The organism is Microbispora sp. H11081 (assembly GCF_012999535.1).
In the GTDB taxonomy this organism is placed as follows: domain Bacteria; phylum Actinomycetota; class Actinomycetes; order Streptosporangiales; family Streptosporangiaceae; genus Microbispora.
The window spans coordinates 188097-211837 of the sequence record NZ_JABBWV010000007.1 but is presented as its reverse complement, the minus strand read 5'-3'; the positions used below and the strand labels follow the sequence as shown (position 1 = coordinate 211837).

Here is a 23741-nt window from a genome sequence, read left to right as displayed (position 1 = left end):
CCATAAGCGTGATCGTCGGCGTTGTACCGTGTCAGCGGTCACAACAAGTGACATCCACGCAACTGGAGGTTACGCATGATTACGCGACTGCTCCTGGCCGGCGCTGCCTGCGCCGCCGGACTCGTCGTCATGGCGCCGATCGCCGCCTCGGCCGAGACGGCCGCTCCGCAGCAGGTGGCGACGACCACACAGGCCGGCGCTCCGGCCCACGCCTCCGACTGGGGCCGCGGGTGGGGACGCGGCTGGGGTTACCCTGCGGGTCACCGTTGGGGCGGCGGCTACTGGGGCCGGCCGCTCGGCTACTTCAGCCGTCCGCTGGCCTACTACAGCGCCCCGGTGGTTCTGGTGAACAGCGCGCCCGTCAGCGACTGCGGGGTCGTCGACCCTTACCTCGGCACCGTCGGCACCGTCGGCACCGTCGCCACGGTCGCCACCCCCTGCGGCTGATCCACCGCCACAGGGGCGCCGTGATGCAGCGTCCCTGAGAGTCGCCGGTCAACCCTCGATCGAGCACGCACTCGACGAGGGATTTTAAAACCCCAGGTTGTCAGCAGATTCTGCTGACAACCTGGGGCCAAACCCGGCCGGGATCTCCAGATCTTCGGATACCGTTCGTAGTCATTACGTCTCTCTTCGTGCATGACACGACTTCCCCGGATCCGGAGCACGTGATGAACGGCCAGGACAGACCACGCCCGCACCACCCCAGGAGGCGGGCCCCCTACGGTCCCGCCCGCGCGGCCGGGCCCAAGCCGCCGCCGTACCCGCTCCCTCCTCCCGGACGGCACCGGGGCGCCGACGGCGGCCCTCCCAGCCGGCCCGGCAGCGATTCGAAGCCCACCCCTTCCTCGCCGCCGGGCCGGCATCGCTCCCTACCCCGCCCCAAGCTCATCCGTTCCGTGCTCGTGACCGGGTTGGCGGTCCTGGCCGCCGTGAGCGTCTGGGCGAGCACCGACGCCGCCGGCCCCACGCCGGGCACGCCTCCGCCCGGCGCCGTCGTGGCCACGACGGCTCAGGCTGGAACGTTCCAGCCGATGACCGCTCCGTCGAGCCCCGCCCAGCCCACGGCCGAGGACGACACCCGTTCGAGGCGTGAAGAGAGAACCCGGCCGGCGAAAGCCCGGCGGCGCCACGGCCCCGCACACTCGTCCAGGCGCACCCGGCCCCCCTCCGCGGGCCCCCACCCCCGCCCGGCCGGCGTCTGCCGCCTGCTCCCCCCGCACCGGTGGCCGGCCTGCGGCAGCGCGCCGAAGCGCTGACACCGCCGGTCTCGCCGGCCGGGACCGGCGACCCTGTCGCACCCCGAGGCACCCCGCCAGGCGCGGCATCGGCGTTCCGGGGCTCATTGCGTACGCCGGACGAAGGCGCGGGTGACCGCGGTACCGGCCTCACTCAGGTAGGCGGCGAGCTCCTCCGTGATGAGCGTCTTCTCGACGCCGACCGTGATCTCCTCTGTCGCGAACTCGGCCACCGCGAGCTCGTGGCCGAGATCTCCGCTTCTCCTGACCCGGACGCGGAGCGCCGGCACCGGGCGCGTGTCCTCGACCGGTTGGAGCCGCTGCAGCGTCGCCGTGCCGATCTCGTCCATGGGGATCGTCAGCTCGGGGGCGAACTGTCGCTCATCGACATAGGCGATGATCCGGTTTTCCTCTAGGGCATGGACGATTACCGCGGGACAGCTGTGCAGCAACTTGGTGCGACGGAATTCCACTGATGGTTGCGAGGGCGATGACACGAATCATCCACCATATCCTTTCCGGCAATCACGTCCCCGATCGTTTCGCTGCTCATTGCCAGGAAAGTTTGACGCATCATCCCCACCGAAGGCGACCGCACATCCGGAACATCACCTTTCCTCCCTTTCTGGATCGGCCGGCTCGCTATTGATCGCGTGCATGAGTTGATCGGCCAGCTGGGTGCACTGTTCGCTCGTGTACCCCTTGGGCACGCGGAAGATCAGTCGCTCTCCCCCTGTGCGGACGTCGGCGATGTCCCAGCCGATCCACTGGCTGATGGCCAGCGCCTTGACGCTGTCCGGGTCCATCTCCAGGCCGGCCGCGAGAGCCTCCAGACGCCAGAGGTCAGGCATCCGCGAAACCCGTCCACTCAGCACGTCGGTTATCCATTGGGCGGTGAGGGATTGACCTGTGCTTCCGCTCACCGACCTCAGGGCGAGCGTACGGATGCTCACCCCTCGGTCCGCCACATAGTCGCGGATGCAGTCGCTCAGGGGGGCAGGGGGTTGCTCGGGTGTCACGCGCTGCGACGGCATTCGGTTGTCAGCTCCTCAGATGTTTCTTGCCGCGATGCCCCCCATCATGCCCGCTAGATCCTGACGACATGGAGCAAACCTCGACGGAGGAGGGGATTGCCTCTGTCAACAAGATGCGTCATATAAAGCACTCGCGTTCAAGATTTATTCGCGGGAACCTTCGTTTCACGTGCGGCCGTACGCTCGTGCGGATTAGAGTGCGACCTGCAGTCGAGACGTCAGCAGAATCTGATGATGCAGTTTCCATCGGAGAGGTTCGCTATGGCGGGAAAGCCGCAGATGCACCTTCGGAGTGTGGCGCTCTTGCGCGCCTTGATGGTCGGTCACAGTCGTAGCGTGGCCGATTTCGCTCGCCGGGCGGCACTTACCAGACAGTGCATCGACGGTCTGCTCAAACGAGGCACGTGCCGCCGTACCACGGCGGACGCCATCGCGGCGGCAGCGGGGGTGCGAACCCTCGACCTGTTCAAACCCTCCGTGTCGTCAAAATTCGCTGACACAGAAGAGAGTTCGTGACCCCTTTCCATGTCCCCGGTCGGGGGTCACCCCCTGATCCTCTTCGGAGGCTCTCACGGGGAACCCGGCTCGAATCACCTCGACTGCGGTCCTGCGCGTCCCGCTCGCCGGCACCACATCGCCGGCTGCCGGGGTGCGTGTTCGATCCGAAAGCAGCACATCTCAGGAAAGGAATCGTCATCTTGACGATGAAGAAAGCCCTCCTCACGGGGGCACTCGCCACCGCTTCCTTGATCACCCCAGCGGTGCTGGCCACCCAAGCCGCGAACGCGGCGAGCACGGCGTCGCAGGCGACGAGCACCATCTCCCGCCCGGGCGACAACATCAGGCGAGGACCGGATCCGCGCGCGGACATCCGCGTCCACCACTTCGTCCTGAAGGGCAAGACCTACGTCCTCCCCAGCTGCCAGTACGTCGTGAACGGCGGGATCTACGTCTCGCCGTCCTGCGGCGCCGGCCTGACCCGGCCGGTCTACATCCAGGCCGGCCGCACCCTCGCCCTGCCGGGCGAGTGGTGCGACCAGGTCGTCAGCGGCCTGCCCGGCCGCTGGTACGGTCTGCCCGGCTACCAGCTCGGCACCGGCGTCCACGAGTACGTCGTGGGCACCCGCACCTACGTGCTCCCCAGCTGCCAGTACGTCGTCAACGGCGGGGTCTACGTCTCGCCGTCCTGCGGGGCCGGCCTCACCACGCCGGTCTACATCCTCAACGGGCGCCGCTACCCCCTCCCCGGCAGCTGGTGCGACCAGTCCGTGGGGCTGCCGGGCCGCTGGTACGGCCTCCCCGGACGCGGCTTCGGTAACCCGGGCCACAACTGGGGCGGCAGCCACTGGGGCGGCCGTTGGGGCGGCGGCCTTCCCAGTCGCGGGCCCGGCGGTCCGAGGGGTGGTTCCTGGGGCGGCCACGGGGGCCCGGGCCAGGGCTTCCCCGGCGGCAACCACGGCGGTCCGGGTCAGGGCGGTCCCGGCGGCGGCAACCACGGCGGTCCGGGTCAGGGCGGCCCCGGCGGTCCGGGCACTCCGGGTCAGGGCGGCCCCGGCGGTCCGGGCACTCCGGGTCAGGGCGGCCCCGGCGGCGGACGCGGTCCGGGCCAGGGCGGCCCCGCGGGCCCCGGCGGCACCGGTGCTGCCGGCCACAGCGTCGCCGCGGGCGCCAGCTGGGGTGGCCCCAGCGGCCCCGGCGGCTGGCACCGCCGCTAACCGCTCGCCCTGACGTCGCCGGCGCGGTGAACGGACTCCCACCGCGCCGGCGACGGCAGCACCACGAAGCTCTCGGCGGATGCGCGCCATCCCCGAGAACGACGAGGGGCGTGGGGGTAGCTAGTGGACGTCCCTCGTCCAATCCGCGGCGTAGCCGCCGTCCGGGACACCGGATGGTCGTTTCCATCCACACCCCGCCACCTGGGGCAGGGGCGGGGTGGAAACACGCCGCAAGAGAGCGGCTGCGACCGGCATCGTCGCAGCCGCTCTCCTTTGTTCCGTCTCACCTCGGTCCGTCTCCCCCCGTGCCCTTCTCCCCGGCTCCGTCTCTCACCTGCGTGTTCTCCCCCGTATCTGACTCACCTGTGGACCGTACCCGCGGCCCGTTCCGCCACCTCCGCCACGCGGCGGCCTGACGACCGGCGGCCGAGCCTCCCGCCCGGGGACGAATCCCCGTACGGCCTGCGACGAAGGGAAGCCCCCGATGACTCTCGACTGGTGCGTCGAGGTGGCGCTGCTGAGCCTGCTCACCTTCTCGGCCTGGCCTCCACCCCGTGCCGGCCTGGTCCGGCGGCAGCCGCGCCTGCTCAGCGACGTCGCCGAGGCCGAGTTCGACCGGCACACGCGCCTGTACGTGCTGACGCACGTCCGCGCGGGAGGCCCCACCACCACCACACCGCTCGTCGCCACCTGGGACCAGGTCACGGCGTACGCCGCGCACTGCTCCACCGAGGCCGACACCCTCTATGTGTGCGTGCTGCACGGCCTGCGGAAGTGGTACTGGCAGTGCGGCCTGACGATCGACGCCCCGGTCGACCTGACCGGGGGCGCACGGCCAGGGAGCAGGCCGCACGCGAAGCCTTACGAGTGCCTGCACAAGATCGACGCGGTGCTCGAGGCGCTGGAGGACCGGCGTGCCCCCCAGGCCTGCCGGTTCCGCCGGCGCCCCAGACCCATCGGATGACGGACGCGCCGCCGCAGCCGTCGCCTCACGCGCCTCTCGCGTGGCCTTCCGTCAGGCGTCGAGCAGCGCGGCGACCGCGCCGGTCGTCGCCGGGTGCCGGGCGAGCAGGGCCGCCACCTCGCCGGTCCTCTGCCCGGTGCTCCCCCACTCCTCCGTACAGCCGAGCAGTGCCGCGACGGCGTCGCACGCCCCCGGATGGCGGGCCAGCAGCGCGGACACCGGCCCGCTCGGCGCGGGCACCGCGCGAGCCTCACGAGGCGGCGCGGCAGGCCGTTCCCACGGCGGGGTCCAGGCGTCCAGCTCGGCCAGAGTGCCGGGGAAGGTCCGTCCGGCCTCCCGGACGAGCACGGGGACCAGCTCCGGCGCGTGCTGCCGCAACGTGCGGATCAACATCGGCAGCCACGGCAGCAGGACGGGGTCGGGCAGCCGCGCGAACGCCTTCGACAGCGCCTCCACCACGAACGGCGCGAGACCCGGCACGGGTTCGAGCGCCTGGACGAAGCCGCTCACGTAGAGCGGGTACGCCGGCACGACGAGCGGGTTGGCCAGCAGCTCGTCACACCGGACGCGCAGCTCGTCCCTGGTCACCAGGCCGAGTTGCGTCTGCGCCGCCCACAGCAGTGCGACCTTGGCCGGCTCACCGGGATGCGACTGCCGTACGGCCAGTTCGAGCTGGGCCCGGTCGCAGCCGAGCGAGAGCGCGAGGCTCTCCAGCGTGAACAGGAAGCCGAGCATGGCCCCGACCTGGCGCACGCCGGTGTCCTCCCCGGCGAAGGCGCTGGGCAGCAGCGTGCAGTAGTGCGCGTAGCCGGCCGTGACGAAGGCCTCGCACCAGGCGGGCAGCGCCGGCTCGCTCGCGCGGTAGTAGGTCAGCAGCCGCCTGATCCGGCGCAGCACCTCGGGAGCGTCGTCGACGGTGCGTTCGGCGGCCAGCAACTCGACGGCGCGGGCGCCGAGCTCGCCCGGCAGGCGGCGGCCGCCCACATGGAGGATGGCGTCCTCGACGGCCGCTAGCGCCGCCCCGGCCGTGGCCTGGGGGTCCCACGCCATGCGGCGCAGCCGCTGCTCAAGCACCTGCTCGACCGTGACGCCCTCGTAGCCCAGCTCGACGATCTCCCGCTGGTGCCGGCCGAGCGCCACGTCCCAGCTCTCCTGGATCGGCCGCTCGCCGAGGCGGCGCTCCCCCATGATCGGCCGGAGCGCGCCGTCGGGCAGCAGGTAGCGCAGCGTCCACAGCAGGTCGGAGCACGGCTCAAGCTCCGGGTCGGCCCTGAGATCGAGCAGCACCCGCTGCTGGGTGCGCCTCGTCAGGTCCAGCCCGAGGGGCTCCAGCCGGTCGTACACGTCGCGAGCCAGCGGGGGCAGCGCCTCGTAACCGACCATCCCGATCTTGTCGCCGCCGAGCAGGATCTCGCAGAGGCGCCGGACGTCCCGGCGGCCAGGCACGACGTCCTTCTCGATGCAGGTGACGGCGGCGTCGGCGAAGTCGTACGGCGTGGGCCTGGCCCTGCCGCGCACCCCGGCGAGCAGGATCGACGTCTCGAACACCGAGATGGCGTCGGCCGTGCTGGCCAGGTAGCCGTTGCGGCGGGCCAGTCGCACGATGTCGACGCACCATCCGCGTAGTTCGTCCTCGTCCAGGCCGTCGAGCGCGGGCGGGGTGGCGAGGAATCCCGACAGCCGGTCGGCCGCAGGCTCGGCCGCGACGGGCGGCTTGGCCTTCAGGGCCTGCCTGCCGCGGCCGGTCCGCTGCCCCTCCAGCCGGTACGGCGTGACGCCTCCGCGCCTGACGGCCTTGGCCCAGGTGGCGGCGGCGATGGACACCGAGCCCTGGGCCAGGCCGAACTGCGCCTCGATCGCCGAGTGGCTGGAGGGGATCAGCCCGTAGAGCCACCGGGTGCCCGTGCGCGGAGCGATGGCGTACGGCGGCGCCTCGGACCGCAGGCCGAACTCCGCGACGGTGCTGACGGCGTGGAAGGCTCCGCAGACGTACAGGCAGTCGGCGGGGTCCGCGCCCGACTCCGCGAGGTGCTCGCGGATGCGCGTCCACATGTGGCGCTCGCGTTCCTCGTCCACCGTCAGGTGGGCGTCCCCGTCGGGGCGGAGCCGCCGGAACAGGCTGCCGATCAGCGCCATCGCCTGGCGGTAGGTGTCGTGGTCGGCCCCGGTCAGCGGCTGTTCCACGTACTGGTCCCACCACTCCGACCAGTGCCGCACCTTGCCGTGGTGCAGCAGGTGCTTCTCCAGTTCTGCGAAGCGCGGCCGCAGGTCGCCGATCTCGACGCCGACCGCGTCGCCATGCAGCGCCGCGTCGTCACTGTGCGGGGCCGCCTCGTCGCCCTGGCCGGCCTGCTCCTGCGGAGACGGGTCGTCCGTCTCCTGGGGCAGCCACTGGAAGACGTGGTCCACCGAGCGGTCGACCAGCACGATCTCGACGCCGGGGGTGTCGAGCGCGTACGCGATCGCCTGGTACTCGGCCGACGCCTCCGTGACCGGCGCGATCACGCTGAGCGGCCCGGCTCCGGCCGGGAACCCGTCCAGCGCGGTGGCGAACGCCTGCAGCGCCACCGGCAGTTTGCAGTTGCGCAGTTCGTCGAGGAGCGGGCGCAGGTCCTCGCACAGCTCCAGGTAGACGACCTTGGGCCGCTTGTCGCGCAGCCGCCGGGTCATGGCCAGTGCGGAGGCGGGCGAGTGGTGGCAGACCGGGAAGATCTCCAGTTCCTCGCGGAGCATGCGGTCGACGTCGCCGACCATGCCGGTCAGGATGCCGGCGAGGGCGTCCCCTCCTCCGGAGAACGCCTCGGCGGCGTTGAGAAGCTGCCCGCGCAGGGCGTCGAAGGGGCTCATGACAGCGTCGAGATCGCCTGACGGCCGCCGTCGAGGAAGCGTGTCCACTCGCCTCCGTCGTTCCTGCTGCGTGGTTCGACCACCCCGTGCCAGTACTTGTTGAGGATGGCGAGGTCCTCGGGGGCACGCCTGGCCAGGGAGCCGACCAGCGCGCCGGCCAGCGTCTCGGCGCGCAGCGTGCGGTCGCCGAAGAAGTTGCTGTGCAGGATGGCGTCCTCCAGCACGCCGATCTGCTCGGCGGTGGACAGGGCCGACTCCAGCTTCTCGTCCTCGCTCGTCGCGGAGGCCGCCGCGGCGCGCAGGTCGGCGAAGCTCTGCAGCAGGATGTCCAGCAGCGCGGGCGGCACGTCCAGTTCGATGCGGTGGCGGCGCAGCAGTTCCGTGGTGCGGAAGCGGACGATCTCCGCCTCGCTGGCCTTGCTCGTCACCACCGGGATGCGGACGAAGTTGAACCGCCGCTTCAGCGCGGAGGACAGGTCGTTGACGCCCCGGTCGCGGCTGTTGGCGGTGGCGATGATCGAGAACCCGGGCCTGGCGAACACCGTGTTGTCGGTGTCCAGCTCGGGAATGGAGACGTACTTCTCCGAGAGGATCGAGATCAGCGCGTCCTGCACGTCGCTGGTGGCGCGGGTCAGCTCCTCGAACCGGCCGATCATGCCCTGCTCCATCGCCGTCATGATCGGTGAGGGGATCATCGACTCGCGGGACTGGCCCTTGGCGATCACCATCGAGACGTTCCACGAATACTTGATGTGGTCCTCGGTGGTGCCCGCCGTTCCCTGCACGACCAGGGTGGAGTTTCGGCAGATGGCGGCGGACAGCAGTTCGGCCAGCCAGCTCTTGCCGGTGCCCGGGTCGCCGATCAGCAGCAGGCCGCGGTCGGAGGCGAGCGTCACGATGCTGCGCTCGACGAAGCTCCGGTCGCCGAACCACTTCTGCGAGATCTCGCGGTCCAGTCCGTCGGACCGCTCGCTGCCCAGCACGAACAGCCGGACCATCCGGGGGCTGAGCCGCCAGGAGAACGGCTTGGGGCCGTCGTCGATCGACTCCAGCCAGTCGAGCTCCTCGGCGAACTTCACCTCGGCGGGCGCGCGGAGCATCTCGTTGGTCATGTGGGGGTCTCCTAGGCGAGGAAGTTCTTCAGTTCGAACACGAGCTTGCGAATGTGGCCGGAGATGACGGGCGTGCCGAGGTCCTTGAGCTTCTGCCGGAACCACGGGTTCACGCTCTGGTGACCCGAGCTGTTCACCGAGCCGACCGGGATGAACTTGACCCCGGAGCGGTGCACCGCCTGGATGGCGTCGAAGAGCGGCTGCGACCGGTCGAACTCGTAGAAGTCCGAGATCCACACCATCACCGTGTTGCGCGGGTCGGCGATCTTCGGCTGGGCCATGGCCATCGCGACGGGGCCGTCGTTGCCACCGCCCAGGTTGGTGCGCAGCAGCACCTCGAACGGGTCGTGCACCCACGGCGTGAGATCGAGCGCCCTCGTGTCGTACGCGATCAGGTGGACGTCCACCTTGGGCAGCCCTGCGAAGATCGACGCGAGGATCGTGCAGTTGACCATGGAGTCGACCATCGACCCCGACTGGTCGACCACGACGATCAGCCGGGCCGGGGTGGTCCGGCGGGCGGTGTGCCGGTAGTAGAGCCGGTCGACGTAGAGCCGCTGGTCCTCGGGGCTGTAGTTGGTGAGGTTCTTCCAGATCGTCCGGTCGAGATCCAGGTTGCGGAACACCCGCTTGGGCGGCACCGACCTGTCGATCGTGCCCGCGCCGGCCTTCTCGACCTGGGTGCGCAGCACCTCCGCGACCTCGTCGACGAACCTGCGGATCAGCGCCTTGGCGTTGGCGAGCGCCACCCCCGAGAGGTTGGCCTTGTCGCGCAGCAACTGCTCGACCAGCGACATGCTGGGCGTGAGCCGCCTCGCCAGGGCCGGGTCCGCCAGCACCTCGCGCAGGCGCATGCGGCTGACCAGCCCGGCCTCGATGTCGGCCAGCACCTTGGCCAGGTCGCCGCTCAGTCCCGCGTCGATCTCACGGCCGGTCCCGCCGCCGGGACCCTGCCCGGACCCGGCCGCAGGTCCGGCATCCGGCCCGGTCCCGGCCGCCGCGCCGGACGCGCCGCCCGGCTCTCCGGCATCCGTTCCCAGGCCCGCGCCCGCTCCCGGTCCTGGCACCGGCCCCGCGCACAGGGCGCGCTTGAGCCAGGCGGCGTCCTGCTGCCAGGTGGCGAGCTGGGTGGCGCTGACGTCGCCCGCACCGGTGGCGAAGACGTTGAGCAGCAGCTTCGAGACCAGCGCCGCCCTGCGGACCTCACCGCCCTCCGCGTGCTCCATCGGCGCGCGCAGGCTCTCGAACTCGGCGGCGAGTTCGGGGAAGCGCTGCACCAGCGAGTCGACAGACACGGCCGGGTCGAGCAGCCCTGCGGGCAGGCCAAGGTCGCCGACGACCGCGACGCTCGCGGTCTCCAGAGCGGGCTGCTCCTCGTGGTCGAACAAGCGGGCCAGCAGCCGCCAGTAGAGCAGCTGACGCCGGTTCCTGTCGGCGTTCGCCCGGCCGTCCCCCGCCGTGGAGACGACCGGTGACACGGACCCGTGGGCGTTTGTGGAGATGTCGTCGCTCATCGTCTCAGCAACCGCCCCGCTCGCTCCCGCAGCACGGCCACCGCGTCCGCGGCCCTGGCCTCGGCCTTGGCCGCCTTGGGGTCGGTGGGGCCGAGCGCCCAGTCGCCGGTGGCGACGACCATGGCCTCCCGCTTGACCTTCGTCCGCACGGCCAGCGGTTGCAGCGTCCAGTGGCCGCCGTCCCACCGGACCAGCCCCACGCACGCCGACGAGGCCGCCACCAGCCTGGGCGTGAGCGGGCCGCAGTCGGGCAGCCGTTCCGTGTCCACGGCGACGACCGTTCCGCCGAGGTCGAAGGAGCCGTCCTTGGTGACCTTGTAGCCCTCCACGAGCACGGGTTCCGCGATCCGCACCGGCGCCCGTTCGAGGGGCGGCACCGCAGGGGCGAGCACCCCTGGCAGGCACAGCCGGGCCGTGGCCAGCGGGTCCGCCGACTCGCCCAGGGCCGCGCGGTCGTCGTCCCAGACGAGGTCGCCGCTGTCGAGCAGGGGCAGGTCCGTGATCTCGACGCTGCGGCTTCCCGCCAGCGCCGCCAGCAGCACCTTGTGGCGCCACGGCAGCTTCCACAGCGAGGGCCCGGCGATCGTGTCGACCTTGGCCACCGTGACGGAGGTGCGCACCAGCCGGGACCGGCCGCCGTCGGCGGGCTCCAGGACGGCGTGCACCTGGAACTGGACGGCGGTGCCGTGCTCGTGGACGTCGACGCCGAGCAGCAGCAGCCGTCCCGACACCGTGGCGGCGGGGGCGGGCTCATCGGTCAGGACGCCGTCCTGCGACAGCAGCACGGCCCGGGCCCACAGGTCGGCCCAGCGCCGTACAGGCAGGTGCTCCGCCGAGCCGATCGGGCAGGACGCGCGCAGTTCGGCGGCGAAACCGTCCAGCAGCACCGCGAGCCTGCGCAGCGCCGGAGTGCCGAGCAGCGCCCCGATGACCTGGTCCGCCGTGGAGACGAGGTCGTGGTCTACGCCGCGCCAGCCGGTGATGGCCAGCTCGCGCAGCCACGACCGGACCCCGTCGAGCGCGGCTACGGCCGGCTCGGCGGCGGAACCGCCGGACGTCGACGGCCACTCCGCGCGCTCCCGCCCCAGGGCGGCGTCCAGGCCGCCGAGCAGGGCGTCGTGCACCGCGCCTGACAACGCGATCCGGCCGCCCGCCAGGGCCGTGAGATGCTCCTGGGCGATCGATCCGGACACGACCGCGCCGGCGGCCTCCGCCAGCCGGCCGCCGAGGGGAGTCGCGGCGAACGCCGCGGCCAGCGCGGCCACCGCGTCCGCGCGTTCGTCGGCGAGCCGGGCGAGGCCGTGCACCAGGGCGTCGTCGAATCCGTCCAGCAGGGCGAGCGCCTCCCCGGTCCCCTCGCCGGAGCCGCCCGGGCCGCCCGCGTCGCCGAGCAGGGCGGCGGCCTGTACGGCGAGCATCAGCGCACCGCCCCGGTGGCGGGGAACCAGTGCAGCTCCGGGATGGGCAGGGTGGTGTCTGGCACCTCCAGGTAGGCCAGGTGACGCAGGAACCGGCTGAACACGACCGCGGCGGGGGCGGGCTCGTGGACGCCGTGCAGGCAGTCGGCCAGCTCCGCACCCTCGGGGACCTCGGCCCGCAGATAGCGGGCCACGCGGCCGGTGCCGTACTGCACGACGGCCTCGGCGACCAGGGCCCGCAGGTGCTTGCACGGCGAGCCGTACAGGCCGCCGCAGGGGCGGTTGTTGTTGGTGCTGCAGTTGTAGTTGTGGGTGCCGGCGGCGATGGAGGACACGTAGACCCGTTCGATGTCCGAGCCGCTCGACACCACACCCTGCAGCCGGCCGTCCGCCAACTCGACGAAGGGGACCTTCGCCAGCTTGCGCGGCTGGACCGGCGGCACTACCCGCAGCCTGCTGTTTCGCGCCCAGACGAGCGCGCCGTCGGGGGAACGGTCTGTCATGATCCGGAACGTATCCGAGCCGTCCGACAAAACCGTACGCCCACGGCGCGAGCCCTGATCAGGCGAGCGGAATGCCCGCGCCGTGTTCCGACTCGGGGCGCGGGCCGCGGATGCGCCGCTCGCTCTCCTCGATCGGCACGTCGTTGATGCTCGCCTCCCTGCGGCTCATCAGGCCCTCCGCGGTGAACTCCCACAGCTCGTTGCCGTAGCTGCGCCACCAGCGGCCTTCCGCGTCGTGCCACTCGTACTGGAACCGCACGGCGATGCGGTCGCCGCCGAACGTCCACAGGTCCTTGCGCAGGGCGTAGTCCCGCTCGCGCTCCCACTTGCGGCGCAGGAAGGCGACGATCTCCGCACGTCCGGTCACGAACTCCGACCGGTTGCGCCACACCGAGTCCTCCGTGTACGCGAGCGCGACGCGTTCAGGGTCTCTGCTGTTCCAGGCGTCCTCGGCGGCCTGCACCTTCTGCCTGGCGGTCTCCTCGGTGAACGGCGGAAGCGGCGGGCGTGTGCTCATGGTGGGTTACCTCCCGTACGACAACGAGAACGATCGTTCTCTCGACGTATTGTAGAGAACGATCGTTTTCCTTGGCGAGGAGGGGATGGTGGACGGAATCCGGCGCGGCCGGATGGACGCGGACGAGGCGCGCCGCCGCGTCCTCGACGCCGCCGAGCGCCTGTTCTACGCGCGCGGCATCCAGGCCGTGGGCATGGACGAGGTCCGGGACGCGGCCGGGGTCTCGCTCAAGCGGCTCTACCAGTGCTACGCCTCCAAGGACGCGCTGGTGGGGGCGTATCTGGAACATCGAGACCTGCGGTGGAACGCGGCCCTGGCCGATCACGTCGGCCGTGTCGCCGATCCCCGCGAGCGCGTGCTCGCCGTCTTCGAATTCCTGTCCGAGTGGTTCCGCACGGCCGACTTCCGCGGCTGCGCCTTCATCAACGCCTTCGGTGAGCTCGGCCCCGCGTCGCCGCCCGTCGCGGCGGCGGCACGGGGGCACAAGGGCGCGCTGCGGGCCCGGCTCCGCGCGCTCGCCGCCGAGGCGGGCGCGGCCGACCCCGACCTGCTCGCGGACCAGCTCCTGCTGCTGACGGAGGGTGCCATCGTCGCCGCCGCCATGGGCACGGCCGACCGCCCGGCGGAGCGCGCCAGGTCGGCCGCGAAGGCGCTGCTCGACGCCGCGACCATGTCCGATCAGCCCCTCAGCGCGCGCCGGCCCGGCTGAGGGCCCCGCAGGTCCCGGAAGACGACGGGGAGGCGTCGCCGGTGCCGCCTGCGGTCACGTCCGGCTCTCAGGTCGCCTCGCCTCCGGCCCGCCTGCGGGAAGACCCGGGAAGCGGGCGGATCGGGGTCGGGCCCGGCCCGTGGGAGACGGATGGTGAAGACGGCTCCGGCGCCAGGCCGCCCGTCGATCTCGATCTCGCCGCCGTGCGCGTCCATCACCTCGCTCACGAGAGCCAGACCGATGCCCAGACCTCCGGCGTGGGGCGCGCCGACATGTCTGGTCAGCAGGCGGTCGCCGTCACGCGGGTCCAGGCCCGTGCCGTCGTCCCGCACGCCGAGCCGGATGGTCTCCGGCTCCGAGCGCACGGTCACCCAGATGTGGCCACCGGCGGGAGTGTGGCGGAGCGCGTTGTCGAGCAGCGCGGAGATCACCCGGCGCAGCGCGGACGGCGCTCCGTACACGACGTGATCGCCAGGATCCCGGCGCAGGGCGATCGTCACCCCCTGCTGCCCGGCCCGGGCCGCCTCGGCGTCGGCCGACTCCTCGGCGAGCGCGGCCAGGTCCACCGGCCGGAACGACCGCCGTCGCTGCCTGAGCTCGTTCGACAGCAACAGGTCCTCGATCACCTCGCCCAGTTGCCCGATGCCGGTGGCGAGCCGGTCGACGTCGCTCACGGCGACGAGAGGATCGGCCTCCCGCCGCATGCGCCGGGCGGTGAGCTGCGCGCGGACGTGCAGGCGGGCCAGCGGACTGCGCAGTTCGTGGCTGACGTCGGCGGTGAACCTGCGCTGCCGGTCGAGTGCCTCGCCCAGCGGCTCGATCGCCCTGCGGGCGAGGACCTCGCCGATCAGGAACGCCGCGAGCAGGGCCGCCACCTCGGCCGCGCAGAGCGTGCGCAGCAGGCGCTCCCGTTCCCTGAGGGGGAAGTACAGGTCCATCGCCGCCTGCGTGGGCATGTCCCCGCGCCACTGCGTACGGACCAGGTACGTCTGGCCGCCGGCCTCCACGACGTCGACCCGGGTGCGTCTGTCGGCGGCGACCAGGTCGAGGGTCTCGCGCACCGGAAGGCCCTCAGGCGCCCCCAGGGTGCCCCGCACCGTGCCCGCCCGGAGTTCGAACAGCCAGACGCAGGGCGGCGGGTGGTCCATCGGCGCCGACACCGCGGCCACGGCCAGGTCGCGCTGGGCGGTGGCGTTCTGCTGGTCGACCACGAGGCCGTAGACCAGCGCACCCAGCAGGGCGATCGCGAGCGAGAACACGGCCGCCACCTGGGCGGTGATCCGGCGGCGGGCGTGGGCCAGCAGGCGCCGCTCCGGATCGAAGGCCCGTGTCTCCGTCACAGCTCACCCAACCGGTATCCCACGCCCCGCACGGTGCGTACGACGCCGGGCCCCAGCTTGTTGCGCAGGTAGTAGACGTAGGTGTCGACGATGGCCTCGGTCCTGGCTCCGTCGAAGACGCGCTGCCGCAGCGACGCCCGCGTGTGCACCTGCCTGGGCCTGGCCGCCAGCGCGTGCAGCAGCCGGGACTCCCGCCCCGACAGCGTCACCTGCTCGCCGGACGGCAGCCGTACGGTGGAGGACGCGGAGTCGAGCCAGCCATCGCCGAGCGGCAGCAGCGCGGCCTGGTCCAGGTTCCTGCGGTGCAGGGCACGAACCCTGGCCAGCAGTTCGTCGATCTCGAACGGCTTGACCAGGTAGTCCTCGGCGCCCGCGTCGAGTCCCGCGACCCGGTCGGCGAGGTCGCCGAAGGCGGTGAGCATCAGCACCGGCACGGCGACCGCCTGCCTGCGCAGCCGCCGCAGCAGGTCGAGCCCGTCGACCACGGGCAGCCCGCGATCGATGATCAACGCGTCGTATCGGCGGCTCAGCGCCAGGTGCAGGCCACGCTGGCCCTCCAGTGCCCGCTCGACCGTGTATCCCTGGTCGACGAACACCTCGGCCAGCATGTCTCCCAGCTCGCGGTCGTCCTCCACGAGCAGCAGGCGCAGTGAGCGCGGTTCGGATGTCCCCGGTATCCGTGCCACCGGCCAACCGTGGCACCGCGCCGGGGAGATTTCCAGAGACCGGTACGCCGCCCCCGGGAACCTCCCCGTGTTCTGCGGGTTTTCGAACGCACGGATGAAACTAGTTGAAACTGGAATCGCTGGCGGCGGTCACGGGGGTCGCCGCGGGCTCCGCGCGTGCCACGCCGGCCCGCTCGTGACGCTCCGGCAGCGCGAGTTTGTACAGCGGCATGGCCGCCGCGGTGGTGATCACGGCCACGAGGACGAGAATCGCGAAGAGCTCCTGCGTGATCATGCCCTGCGCCAGGCCGATGTTGATGAAGATGAGGATCATCAGCCCGCGGGCGTTCATCATCGCGCCCATGGCCCAGGATTCTCGCCAGCCGAACCCGAGGCCCCGCGTCACCAGCGCGCAGCCGAAGTACTTCCCGCAGAAGGCCACGCCCAGGATCAGCGCGAACGCCATGAGCGTGGAGCCGCCGGCGATGCCTTCGAGGTGGGTGTTCAGCCCGGAGAACGCGAAGAAGACGGGGAGCAGGAGGGTCGATACGACATCCATCATCTTGGCGTGCAGGGCGGCGCGGAACTCCGGCTGACGCGGCATGGCCAGCCCCGCGAGGAAGCCGCCGAACACCGAGTAGACGCCGATCGCGTCGGTGATCCACCCGGCCACGAGCGGCACCAGGACGACCACGTACACGGCGCCGCTGCCGAGGGTCCCGGTCCGCGCGACGCGGCGGCCCAGGGGGCGAAGCAGCGGAGCCACCACCCCGAGCATCACCACCGCGAACCCCGCGGCGAGTGCGATGGTGCGCAGGGTGTCGCCGGCACCCCCGCCCAGGTGCACCGCCGACAGCGCCGCGAGCAGGCACCAGGCCACGGCGTCGTCGAGGGAGGCGGCCAGCAGGGCGACCCTGCCGATCCGGGTGTGCTGCAGCCCGCGTTCGTACAGGATCCTGGCGAGCATGGGGAACGCGGTCAGCGACAGCGCGCCCCCGAGGAACAGGGCGAACTCCACCCGGCCGACGTCGGGGCGGGAGAGGCGCTCCCACAGGACGAGACCGGCGGCGCCGCCGAGGAGCAGCGGCGAGAGGATCCCCGACGTCGCCAGCACGCTCGCCTTGCGCAGTTCGCCCGGCGCCCGGGCGTCGTGGTCGATCCCCGCCCCGACGAGGAACATGTAGAGCGTCAGGCCCAGGGTGCTCAGCACGTACAGGACCGGCCTGACGTCGGCGGGGAACAGGGCCGCCTGCGCCTCGGGGAACAGCGCGCCGAGCAGCGTCGGGCCGAGCAGCACGCCGGCGACCATCTCGCCGACGACGCGCGGCTGCATCACGAGGAGCGCGAGCCGGCCGCACAGCGCCGCGGCCAGCAGGATGACGGCCAGAGCCGGCAGAACCTTGAGGACCAGAGTCAGGTTGGGGTCGGCGGCCTGCGCCGCGGCCGAGACGGAAACGGGGACAGAAGCAGGGAGAAGAGCCGGAACGGGCACGGCTGCGCCTCCGTTCGAGGTCGGGGAATCCGGGAACGGCCTACGCGCCCTTGGGGCGGGCGTCGCCGCTGAAGTGGCGCTCGCACAGCCGCAGCCGGCGCGCGTCCCACACCATGTACGTACCGAGAACGAGTTGCACGAAGCTGAGCCAGACGGCCTCCCATCCGTCCCTGAGCCGCATGGACAGCAGTGTCAGGCGCCGTCCGGGACCGCGCCGCGCGCCCACCGGGGTGAGGAGACACGGCCCCCGGTTGGGCATCGACCGGGTGTGCGCCACGGTGGATTCGAGCTCGTACGCCCGCAGGACCTCCCGCACCGCGACCCGCATGGCGAGCGGCGCGAGCCGCCACGCCGGGCAGGGTCGGTTGGCCGGCATGCCGAACGGGATGTGGTTGAGCTCTCTGACCGGGGCGTGCCCGGGGGCGAAGCGTTCGGGATCGAAGCGGTCGGGATCGGGGAAGCCCGCCCGGTGGAACGCGGGGTAGTCGAAGCACAGCACGGAGCCGGCCGGGATGGCGGTCCCCTCGCCGAGGGGGATGTCGCCCTTGGTGACGCGATGGGCGATGCCGAAGAGGGGGTAGAGCCGCAGCGTCTCCGAGATCACCTGGTCGAGGTAGCGGTCGTCGCCGTCCCGCACCCTGGCCTGTACGTCCGGGTGCTTGGCCAGGGCGAGCAGCACGTGCGCCGTCGCCTCGGACATCTGCACGACCGCGGTGGTGTAGAAGGCCCCGTGGAGATAGAGCGCCTGCTCCCTGGGCGTCAGGCCCGCGGGGAGCTCGTGCCTCACCCTGGGCAACGACTCGAGGAGATAGGCGGTCAGCCGGTCGCGCCGGTCCATGTGCCGCAGGCCGCAGCACTTGAGCGCGGTCGAGACGTCGTCGGCGTTGCCGACGATGAGGTCGCGGGCGTGCGGCGGGCACCGCTCGCCGAAGACGAGTTCGTAGGAGAACTCGGCCCAGGCCGGCATGATCAGGTCACGCAGCCGGACCACTCCGCGCCTGCCCTCCAGGGCCCGGCCGACGCACCGGCGGGTGAGCTCCTCCACCTGTTCCTTCGGCAGGGAGAGGATGCGGCGAGTGGCCAGGGCGACGGCGTCGTACCGCTCCCCCGGCTCCAGGTGCTCCTGGTGCATCTCGGGCCCCGGCGACAGCCAGTACCAGAACAGGTCGGAAAGGACGGCGCCCTCGCTCCGGCCGGAGGCCGCCGGGTGGGAGTAGACCTCCCTGAACCGGTCCACGCCGACCACGTCGCCGGGGACCGCGATGCTCTCCTCACCGTTGATCCTGGTGAACACCCATCCGCGCAGGGCGATGACCCGCCCGGGAAGCCACCGGGGCAGGCTGATCACAACGGCGGCCACGGCCGCCCACACCACCTTCAGCATGGCCGCACCAGCCCCGGCTCCAGGTCGCCCAGCGAGGCGAGGCCGCACAGGGTGAGCGTGTGCTCGATCTCGTCCCGCAGCAGGCCGAGCACGCGGGCCACGCCGCACTCGCCGCCCGCCGCCAGGCCCCAGACGACCGGGCGGCCGACCGCGACGGCGGACGCGCCGAGCGCCAGCGCCTTGACCACGTCGGTGCCCCGCCTGATCCCTCCGTCCACCAGCACCGGTACGGCCCCGCCGACGGCGGCCACGATCTCCGGCAGCAGGTCGACGGCGGCGGGAACGGTGTCGAGCTGGCGTCCGCCGTGGTTGGAGACGTACAGCGCCGACACGCCGTGGTCCAGGGCGAGGCGCGCGTCGGCGGGATGCGTGACGCCCTTCAGCACGATCGGCAGCCTCGTCATCCGCCGCAGCAGGTCGACGTGCTCCCAGGAGATCGCGGGCGACATCACGATCGGCCGCGCCTGCTCGTGGTCGCCGTCGCGCATGTTCTCGCAGCACAGGCCGTCGGGCAGGTCGTCGAAGCCGTGGCGGACGTCCCTGTACCGGCGTCCGTGGGCGGGAGAGTCCACAGTGACGACCAGCGCCGTGCACCCGGCCGCCTCGGCCCGCCGGACGATCGCCTCGGTGAAGGCCATGTCGGGCTGGATGTAGAGCTGGAACCACAGGGTGGCGCCCGGCGCGGCGGCCGCGACGTCCTCGACGGCGACCGTGGCGGCCATGCTCACGATCATGATGGTCTGCGCGGCCGCCGCCGCGCGGGCCGTGGCCTTCTCACCCTCGGGGTCGGCGAGCCGGTGGAAGGCGGTCGGCGCGACCAGCACCGGCATCGCCACGCGACTGCCGAGCAGGGTGACCCCGATCCGCGGGCTCCCCGCGCCGCACAGGACCCGCGGCAGCAGCGCGAGCCGGGCGAACGCCGCCTCGTTGGCCTTCACCGTGACCTCGTCGCCGGCCCCGCCCGCGAAGTAGTCGTAGTGGACGGGGTCCAGCCGGTCGCGGGCCACCGCCTCGAACTCCCGGATGCTCGTCAGCACGGTCGTCACACCGAGGCCGGGAAGGTCTGACGCTTGAAGAAGTCCCTGAGCGGGCGCAGGTGCACCTCTTCCGAGGTCCAGTCGTTCTCCAGGTTCTCCGTGATGTGGTGGACGGCCTCCACCACGTCGCCCCGGCGGTGCCGTACGACCGGGTGGAGGTAGTGGCCCTCGTGTGCGCGCTCCGCGTCGCTCTGACTGGGCCGCCCCACCGAGAGGTCGAAGGGGTCGACCTGGTCGTGGTGCGGGCCGTACTCCAGGGTGATCGTGAAGTGGCCCGCGTCGCCGATCGGCGGGCCCTGCAGGCCGATCGGCAACTCCTCCAGGTAGCGCATGCCGCCGGGCCCGTCAGGGACGATCACGTCGGCCAGCAGCCCGAACTGCTGCCACAGCGCCGAACTGCGGTTGACCCGTTCGAGCACGGCCGCCGCCAGCGCGTCGGGATCGGCGGGCAGGTCGCGGCCCGGCCAGGGGACGCCGTGATGCCGCTGCTCCAGCAGCCGGTGCAGGGCGCGGACGCCGTACCGGAAACCGTGGATGAACCCGCTGGTGCCACGCTTGAAGTCGAGCGACTGCGTGATCGTCCCCGCGCAGTGGAGATCGGGCACGTTGACCGACTCGTACGCCGGGGTCAGCGCCGGGAACCTGCCCCCGATCGTCATCTCGGGACGGCACTCGGGCGCGAAGACGGAGTCGTCGAACCGGAACCCGGCACAGACGATCACCCGGTCGTACGGGATGTCCTTGGTCACCTCGTCGGCCCTGACGAAGGCCACCGTCACCAGGTAGGTGCCGTCGGCCTGGCGCTCGATGCGCCTGACGTCCCCGTCCAGCACGGCGTTCTGCGACTTGAGCTGATAGGTGTCGAGGAAGTTGTTGTTGACCGCGCGCAGGTGCCCGACGAAGTGGGTCCGCCACGCCAGGCGCAGCGGGCGAGGTCCGGCCACGTGGACGACCGCGGCCGTCTCCATGAGGTTGTCGGCGGTCTCGAAGGCCGAGTTGCCCTTGCCGATGACGAGCACCCGCATGTTCGTGTAGTCCGCGGGGTCGGTCGAGTGGGTGCCGTACTGCTCGGCGGTCTCGATGCCGGGGATGGGCGGGATGTTGGGCCGGGACACCCCCGTCGCGACGATCACCCGCCGTGCCCGGTACGTCCGGCCGTGCGCGTCGGTCACGACGAACGGGCCCTCGGCGTCCGGGCGTGCTACCTCGGCCACCCGCGCGTCGTACGTGACGTGCAGGCCGTGCGCGGCGGCGAAGTCCCCGAGGTAGCGGACCATGTCATCGGCGGCGGGGAAGTAACGGTCGCTGTAGCGGGTGAAAAGGAGACCGGGGTCGTCCGACAGCAGCGAGTTCCAATCCATCCGGAGGTTGAGCTCCGGGTCGTCCCATCCGGTGTACTTCTTGTTGATGGAGATGAGCGTGCGATGGCGGGGGAAGGTGCGGAAGAACGCGCCGGGCTCTGGCGCCGCCTCGAGAATCCGGTAGCCGCGTCCCGTCCGGTGCAGGAAGTGGCCCATCTGCAGACCCGCCGGCCCGGCACCGATCACCAGGTAGTCCAGGATGTTGTCGTCCGGCACTGACGCCTCCCTCACTGAGCTGGTCGAAGTTTCACCAGTGTTGGCGGGCGATTCTCAGAGACGGATCAGAATGCTGTCGGCAGATGCCGTTCGACCAGGGCACGCTTGTCCGGCTTTCCGCTCGGCGCGACCGGCACGGAGGACACCGTCGTGATCGTCTGAGGGACGCTGTCCGCGCCGAGTTCGGCGCGTACCAGCTCCGACAGGGCGGCGTGGTCCGGAGCGCGGCCGGGAGCGGGGACGACGAACGCGTGGACGGCCTCCCCTGTCCGCTCGTCCGGCGCGCCGGTCACGTACGCCTCGGCCACGTCGGGATGGTCCGCCAGCACCCGCTCGATCGGCCCCGCGTAGACGACGATCGCGTTCACGATGACGACGTCCCTGGTCCGGCCGGCGAGGTACAGCAGGCCGGTCTCGTCGAGACGCCCGAGATCACGGGTGCGCAGCCGGCCGTCCCGCAGCACCTCGCGGGTCTCCTCCGGCTGGTCCAGGTAGCCCGCCATCAGGAAGGGCCCGCGTACGTGGATCTCGCCGGTGCCTCCCGCCTCGACCGGGCGGCCCTGCTCGTCGCGGACGCTGATCTCGACGGCGGGGTGCGGGCGGCCGACCGAGGCGGGCGCGTCGCGGGCCTCCCCGGGATGGAGCATGGAGATGACGCCGGCCTCGGTCGCGCCGTACCCGACGTAGACGACGGGGCCCAGCCGGTCGAGCGCCTCGATCAGCCGGCGCGGGCTGATCGGCGATCCCGCGACCGTCAGCGCGCGCAGGCTGCCGACGTCGACGCGCTCCTCGCGGAGCAGGTCGAGCATCTGGCACAGCTTGGGCACGGTCACGATCGCGCCGGTGATCCCGTGCCGCTCGATCGCGTACGGGAACAGCGGCCGGCCGTCCTCGCCGGGGATGACCGCGGTGCCGCCGCCGAGCAGGCACGGCACGAGGAAGTCCAGCACCACCGAGCTCGACAGGGTGCCGAACAGCATGTAGCGCTCGAACGACTCGACGAACCCGGGCAGGATCGACGACCAGCCGAGATGGGCGGACCAGCGCGCGCCCAGCGCACGGTAGGTGAGCACGCAGCCCTTCGGCCTGCCCGTGCTGCCACTGGTGAAGCTGAGCAGGGCCGCGTCGTCAGGGCGGGCCGTGACGGCGGGGAAACGGTCGTCGCCGCCGCGGGTCAGGAGGTCGGCCGCCCCCGCGACCGGCCCGAGCGACAGCAGCGTGGCCGCCCCGGCGGCGTGGAACAGTTCCGGTGCCGCCGTCGACGGGTCGAGGACCACGGCGTCCACTCCCGCGCCGAGCACGTCGGCGAGCTGACCCGGCGTGTATCCGGGCTTCACGCTCACCACGCGGCAGCCAAGCACGTGGGCGGCCACCTGGGCGGCGAAGGCCTCCGGCGACAGACCGGTGCGGACGGCGACCCCCGTGCCGGGGCCGAGCCCCGCGTCGCGCATCGCGCCGGCCATCCGCCCGACGAGCTCCAGCAACTCGCCCCTGGAGACGATCCTGCCGTCCTGTTCGAAGGCGGGCGTGCCGGGCGAGGCGCGCAGCGCGTCGAGCAGCGAGCCGGGGAACGCGGCGTCGTCGTCCACGGGCCCTGGGTGAAACTCGGGGCGTTCGTGGTGCGTGGCGCTGGGTTCGCGCATGTCCGGCTCCTTCGTCTCGCGAGGCACGCGCCCGCGGCGACGGCCGGCACGACCGGCCAGGCCGCGGCGCGTGCGCCGGTGTCCCACCGGCTGTCGCGACGGTAGTCGGCCCAGATCAGAGCCGGATCAGAGCCGGATCAGAGCGGGACGAGACCCCTGCGCGCCGGGGGTTCAGCCCATCGCGAGCATCATCGGGGCGAACACGCGGGTCCGGTCGCCGGGGAGCGGCCTGCCGCCGTGCACCATGAAGGACGTCGAGAACGCCTGTGCCGCACCCCGCTCGCCGAGCCACGCCAGCAGGCCGGGCCGGCTCCGGTCCATCTCGATCCGCACCAGGCCACTCGCGTGCCGCGTCAGGTCGGTGACGAGTGCGCGGGCGCCCGCCTCGTCATCCGCGACCACAGGCCCGATGAACAGGGTGCTGCCGCTGAGCCACGACACGGCGTAGCCGGTCGGCCCCGTCTCGTCCTCGGTGACCCTGACCTCCTCGGCCATGGCGAAGAGCCGCCCGAGCAGCGCGGCCCGGTCGGCGCCGAACGCCTGCCTGTCGAGCGCGAGCAGGGCGCCGAGATCGGCGTCGAGATCGGCCGGCCTCGACAGGACGGGGGCGTCCCCGGGGCGAAGGCGCCCCACGCGCGCCTCCGTCACGCCCAGCGTCTCGAACCCGAGCTTCTCGTACAGCGGCCGGCCGAGTTCGGTCGCCCAGAGGAAGACGGTCGCGTCGCCGGCCGTGCCGAGCACGTGCGTCATCAGCCGGCGGCCAAGCCCGCGTCCGCCGTACCGGGTGGCGACGAGCATCATGCCGACGCCCGCCGCGGCCGTGCCGTACCTGGTCAGCGTGACCGTGGCCGCCAGTTCCCCCGACGGGGCGTCGATCGCGTGGACCTCGGTGTTCTCCAGGAGGAACAGCCACTTGCGCTCCTCCCGTGCCCAGGACCTGTCCTGGCTCAGGGCGAGGCACCGATCCAGGTCCTCGGGCCCGAGCCGGCGTACGGGCAACTCGGCGGCCGGGGTGCTGAGCGGGTCGAGCAT

The 23741-nt window shown here is 72.1% G+C and carries 20 protein-coding genes; 4 read left to right on the top strand and 16 right to left on the bottom strand.

All coding sequences use genetic code 11. From position 1 onward, the window contains the following. Nucleotides 1–75 precede the first annotated feature (75 nt). On the top strand, nt 76–447 hold the full coding sequence (locus HHX31_RS19860) for a hypothetical protein (protein ID WP_169949797.1): 372 nt from the start codon (nt 76–78) through the stop codon (nt 445–447). An 895-nt stretch (nt 448–1342) separates the two neighbouring features. On the opposite strand, the gene HHX31_RS19855 is transcribed toward HHX31_RS19860, so the two are convergent. Next, nucleotides 1343–1711, bottom strand: coding sequence for a hypothetical protein (locus tag HHX31_RS19855; RefSeq protein ID WP_169949796.1), 369 nt, complete (start codon nt 1709–1711; stop codon nt 1343–1345). 135 nt (nt 1712–1846) lie between these two features. After that, nucleotides 1847–2089, bottom strand: a complete 243-nt coding sequence (locus tag HHX31_RS19850; RefSeq protein ID WP_169949795.1) for a hypothetical protein — start codon at nt 2087–2089, stop codon at nt 1847–1849. A gap of 887 nt (nt 2090–2976) precedes the next feature. Here HHX31_RS19850 and HHX31_RS33740 point away from each other — a divergent pair. Both HHX31_RS33740 and HHX31_RS19840 read left to right on the top strand, forming a co-directional pair. Further along, entirely contained in the window at nt 2977–3987 is a 1011-nt protein-coding gene (locus HHX31_RS33740) for a hypothetical protein (RefSeq protein ID WP_211589991.1), read from the top strand. Between the two features lie 484 nt (nt 3988–4471). Further along, the gene (locus tag HHX31_RS19840; RefSeq protein WP_169949794.1) at nt 4472–4951 is read left to right on the top strand and encodes a hypothetical protein; all 480 of its coding nucleotides are present in this window, start codon (nt 4472–4474) and stop codon (nt 4949–4951) included. Nucleotides 4952–5002: 51 nt separating this feature from the next. On the opposite strand, the gene HHX31_RS19835 is transcribed toward HHX31_RS19840, so the two are convergent. Genes HHX31_RS19835 through HHX31_RS19810 form a run of 6 tightly spaced genes read right to left on the bottom strand, consistent with a single transcriptional unit; the run spans nt 5003 to nt 12862 of the window. After that, nucleotides 5003–7798: a hypothetical protein gene (locus HHX31_RS19835; RefSeq protein WP_169949793.1), complete on the bottom strand. Its 2796-nt coding sequence runs from the start codon at nt 7796–7798 to the stop codon at nt 5003–5005. Then, nucleotides 7795–8910 carry an AAA family ATPase gene (locus HHX31_RS19830; protein WP_169949792.1) on the bottom strand — a complete coding sequence of 372 codons (1116 nt, stop codon included), beginning with the start codon at nt 8908–8910 and terminating at the stop codon, nt 7795–7797. The genes HHX31_RS19835 and HHX31_RS19830 overlap by 4 nt, the downstream gene beginning before the upstream one ends. A gap of 11 nt (nt 8911–8921) precedes the next feature. Further along, nucleotides 8922–10424: a VWA domain-containing protein gene (locus tag HHX31_RS19825; protein WP_211589989.1), complete on the bottom strand. Its 1503-nt coding sequence runs from the start codon at nt 10422–10424 to the stop codon at nt 8922–8924. Continuing rightward, nucleotides 10421–11842, bottom strand: a complete 1422-nt coding sequence (locus HHX31_RS19820; protein ID WP_211589987.1) for a hypothetical protein — start codon at nt 11840–11842, stop codon at nt 10421–10423. The genes HHX31_RS19825 and HHX31_RS19820 overlap by 4 nt, the downstream gene beginning before the upstream one ends. Continuing rightward, on the bottom strand, nt 11842–12345 hold the full coding sequence (locus HHX31_RS19815; RefSeq protein ID WP_169949791.1) for a hypothetical protein: 504 nt from the start codon (nt 12343–12345) through the stop codon (nt 11842–11844). Before HHX31_RS19815 ends, HHX31_RS19820 begins: the two co-directional genes overlap by 1 nt. Before the next feature lie 58 nt (nt 12346–12403). Continuing rightward, the gene (locus HHX31_RS19810; protein ID WP_169949790.1) at nt 12404–12862 is read right to left on the bottom strand and encodes a nuclear transport factor 2 family protein; all 459 of its coding nucleotides are present in this window, start codon (nt 12860–12862) and stop codon (nt 12404–12406) included. Nucleotides 12863–12947: 85 nt separating this feature from the next. Between HHX31_RS19810 and HHX31_RS19805 the strand changes: the two genes are divergently transcribed. After that, nucleotides 12948–13571, top strand: coding sequence for a TetR/AcrR family transcriptional regulator (locus HHX31_RS19805; RefSeq protein ID WP_249346167.1), 624 nt, complete (start codon nt 12948–12950; stop codon nt 13569–13571). On the opposite strand, the gene HHX31_RS19800 is transcribed toward HHX31_RS19805, so the two are convergent. The 8 genes from HHX31_RS19800 to HHX31_RS19765 form a co-directional block, all read right to left on the bottom strand. Next, the gene (locus tag HHX31_RS19800) at nt 13541–14911 is read right to left on the bottom strand and encodes a HAMP domain-containing sensor histidine kinase (protein ID WP_169949789.1); all 1371 of its coding nucleotides are present in this window, start codon (nt 14909–14911) and stop codon (nt 13541–13543) included. The two genes, HHX31_RS19805 and HHX31_RS19800, sit on opposite strands and share 31 nt — an antisense overlap. Continuing rightward, the gene (locus HHX31_RS19795) at nt 14908–15597 is read right to left on the bottom strand and encodes a response regulator transcription factor (RefSeq protein WP_211589986.1); all 690 of its coding nucleotides are present in this window, start codon (nt 15595–15597) and stop codon (nt 14908–14910) included. The genes HHX31_RS19800 and HHX31_RS19795 overlap by 4 nt, the downstream gene beginning before the upstream one ends. A 100-nt stretch (nt 15598–15697) precedes the next feature. After that, complete coding sequence (locus HHX31_RS19790; protein ID WP_169949788.1) at nt 15698–17068, bottom strand: cation:proton antiporter; 1371 nt, start codon at nt 17066–17068, stop codon at nt 15698–15700. Between the two features lie 40 nt (nt 17069–17108). After that, a complete protein-coding gene (locus tag HHX31_RS19785; protein ID WP_169949787.1) occupies nt 17109–18452 on the bottom strand; it encodes a cytochrome P450 in 1344 nt (447 codons plus the stop codon). Continuing rightward, nucleotides 18446–19489, bottom strand: coding sequence for an alpha-hydroxy acid oxidase (locus HHX31_RS19780; protein ID WP_211589984.1), 1044 nt, complete (start codon nt 19487–19489; stop codon nt 18446–18448). The genes HHX31_RS19785 and HHX31_RS19780 overlap by 7 nt, the downstream gene beginning before the upstream one ends. 5 nt (nt 19490–19494) lie before the next feature. After that, nucleotides 19495–21066: an NAD(P)-binding domain-containing protein gene (locus tag HHX31_RS19775; RefSeq protein WP_169949786.1), complete on the bottom strand. Its 1572-nt coding sequence runs from the start codon at nt 21064–21066 to the stop codon at nt 19495–19497. A gap of 65 nt (nt 21067–21131) precedes the next feature. After that, nucleotides 21132–22709, bottom strand: coding sequence for a class I adenylate-forming enzyme family protein (locus tag HHX31_RS19770; protein WP_169949785.1), 1578 nt, complete (start codon nt 22707–22709; stop codon nt 21132–21134). Nucleotides 22710–22880: 171 nt separating this feature from the next. Further along, entirely contained in the window at nt 22881–23741 is an 861-nt protein-coding gene (locus tag HHX31_RS19765) for a GNAT family N-acetyltransferase (RefSeq protein ID WP_169949784.1), read from the bottom strand.

Bases quoted from the DNA above. Each gene is read 5' to 3' on its own strand.
- HHX31_RS19860 (WP_169949797.1), top strand. From the start codon at position 76: ATGATTACGCGACTGCTCCTGGCCGGCGCTGCCTGCGCCGCCGGACTC.
- HHX31_RS19850 (WP_169949795.1), bottom strand. From the start codon at position 2,089: ATGCCTGACCTCTGGCGTCTGGAGGCTCTCGCGGCCGGCCTGGAGATG.
- HHX31_RS33740 (WP_211589991.1), top strand. From the start codon at position 2,977: ATGAAGAAAGCCCTCCTCACGGGGGCACTCGCCACCGCTTCCTTGATC.
- HHX31_RS19840 (WP_169949794.1), top strand. From the start codon at position 4,472: ATGACTCTCGACTGGTGCGTCGAGGTGGCGCTGCTGAGCCTGCTCACC.
- HHX31_RS19835 (WP_169949793.1), bottom strand. From the start codon at position 7,798: ATGAGCCCCTTCGACGCCCTGCGCGGGCAGCTTCTCAACGCCGCCGAG.
- HHX31_RS19830 (WP_169949792.1), bottom strand. From the start codon at position 8,910: ATGACCAACGAGATGCTCCGCGCGCCCGCCGAGGTGAAGTTCGCCGAG.
- HHX31_RS19825 (WP_211589989.1), bottom strand. From the start codon at position 10,424: ATGAGCGACGACATCTCCACAAACGCCCACGGGTCCGTGTCACCGGTC.
- HHX31_RS19820 (WP_211589987.1), bottom strand. From the start codon at position 11,842: ATGCTCGCCGTACAGGCCGCCGCCCTGCTCGGCGACGCGGGCGGCCCG.
- HHX31_RS19815 (WP_169949791.1), bottom strand. From the start codon at position 12,345: ATGACAGACCGTTCCCCCGACGGCGCGCTCGTCTGGGCGCGAAACAGC.
- HHX31_RS19810 (WP_169949790.1), bottom strand. From the start codon at position 12,862: ATGAGCACACGCCCGCCGCTTCCGCCGTTCACCGAGGAGACCGCCAGG.
- HHX31_RS19805 (WP_249346167.1), top strand. From the start codon at position 12,948: ATGGTGGACGGAATCCGGCGCGGCCGGATGGACGCGGACGAGGCGCGC.
- HHX31_RS19785 (WP_169949787.1), bottom strand. From the start codon at position 18,452: ATGCTGAAGGTGGTGTGGGCGGCCGTGGCCGCCGTTGTGATCAGCCTG.
- HHX31_RS19770 (WP_169949785.1), bottom strand. From the start codon at position 22,709: ATGCGCGAACCCAGCGCCACGCACCACGAACGCCCCGAGTTTCACCCA.
- HHX31_RS19765 (WP_169949784.1), bottom strand. From the start codon at position 23,741: ATGCTCGACCCGCTCAGCACCCCGGCCGCCGAGTTGCCCGTACGCCGG.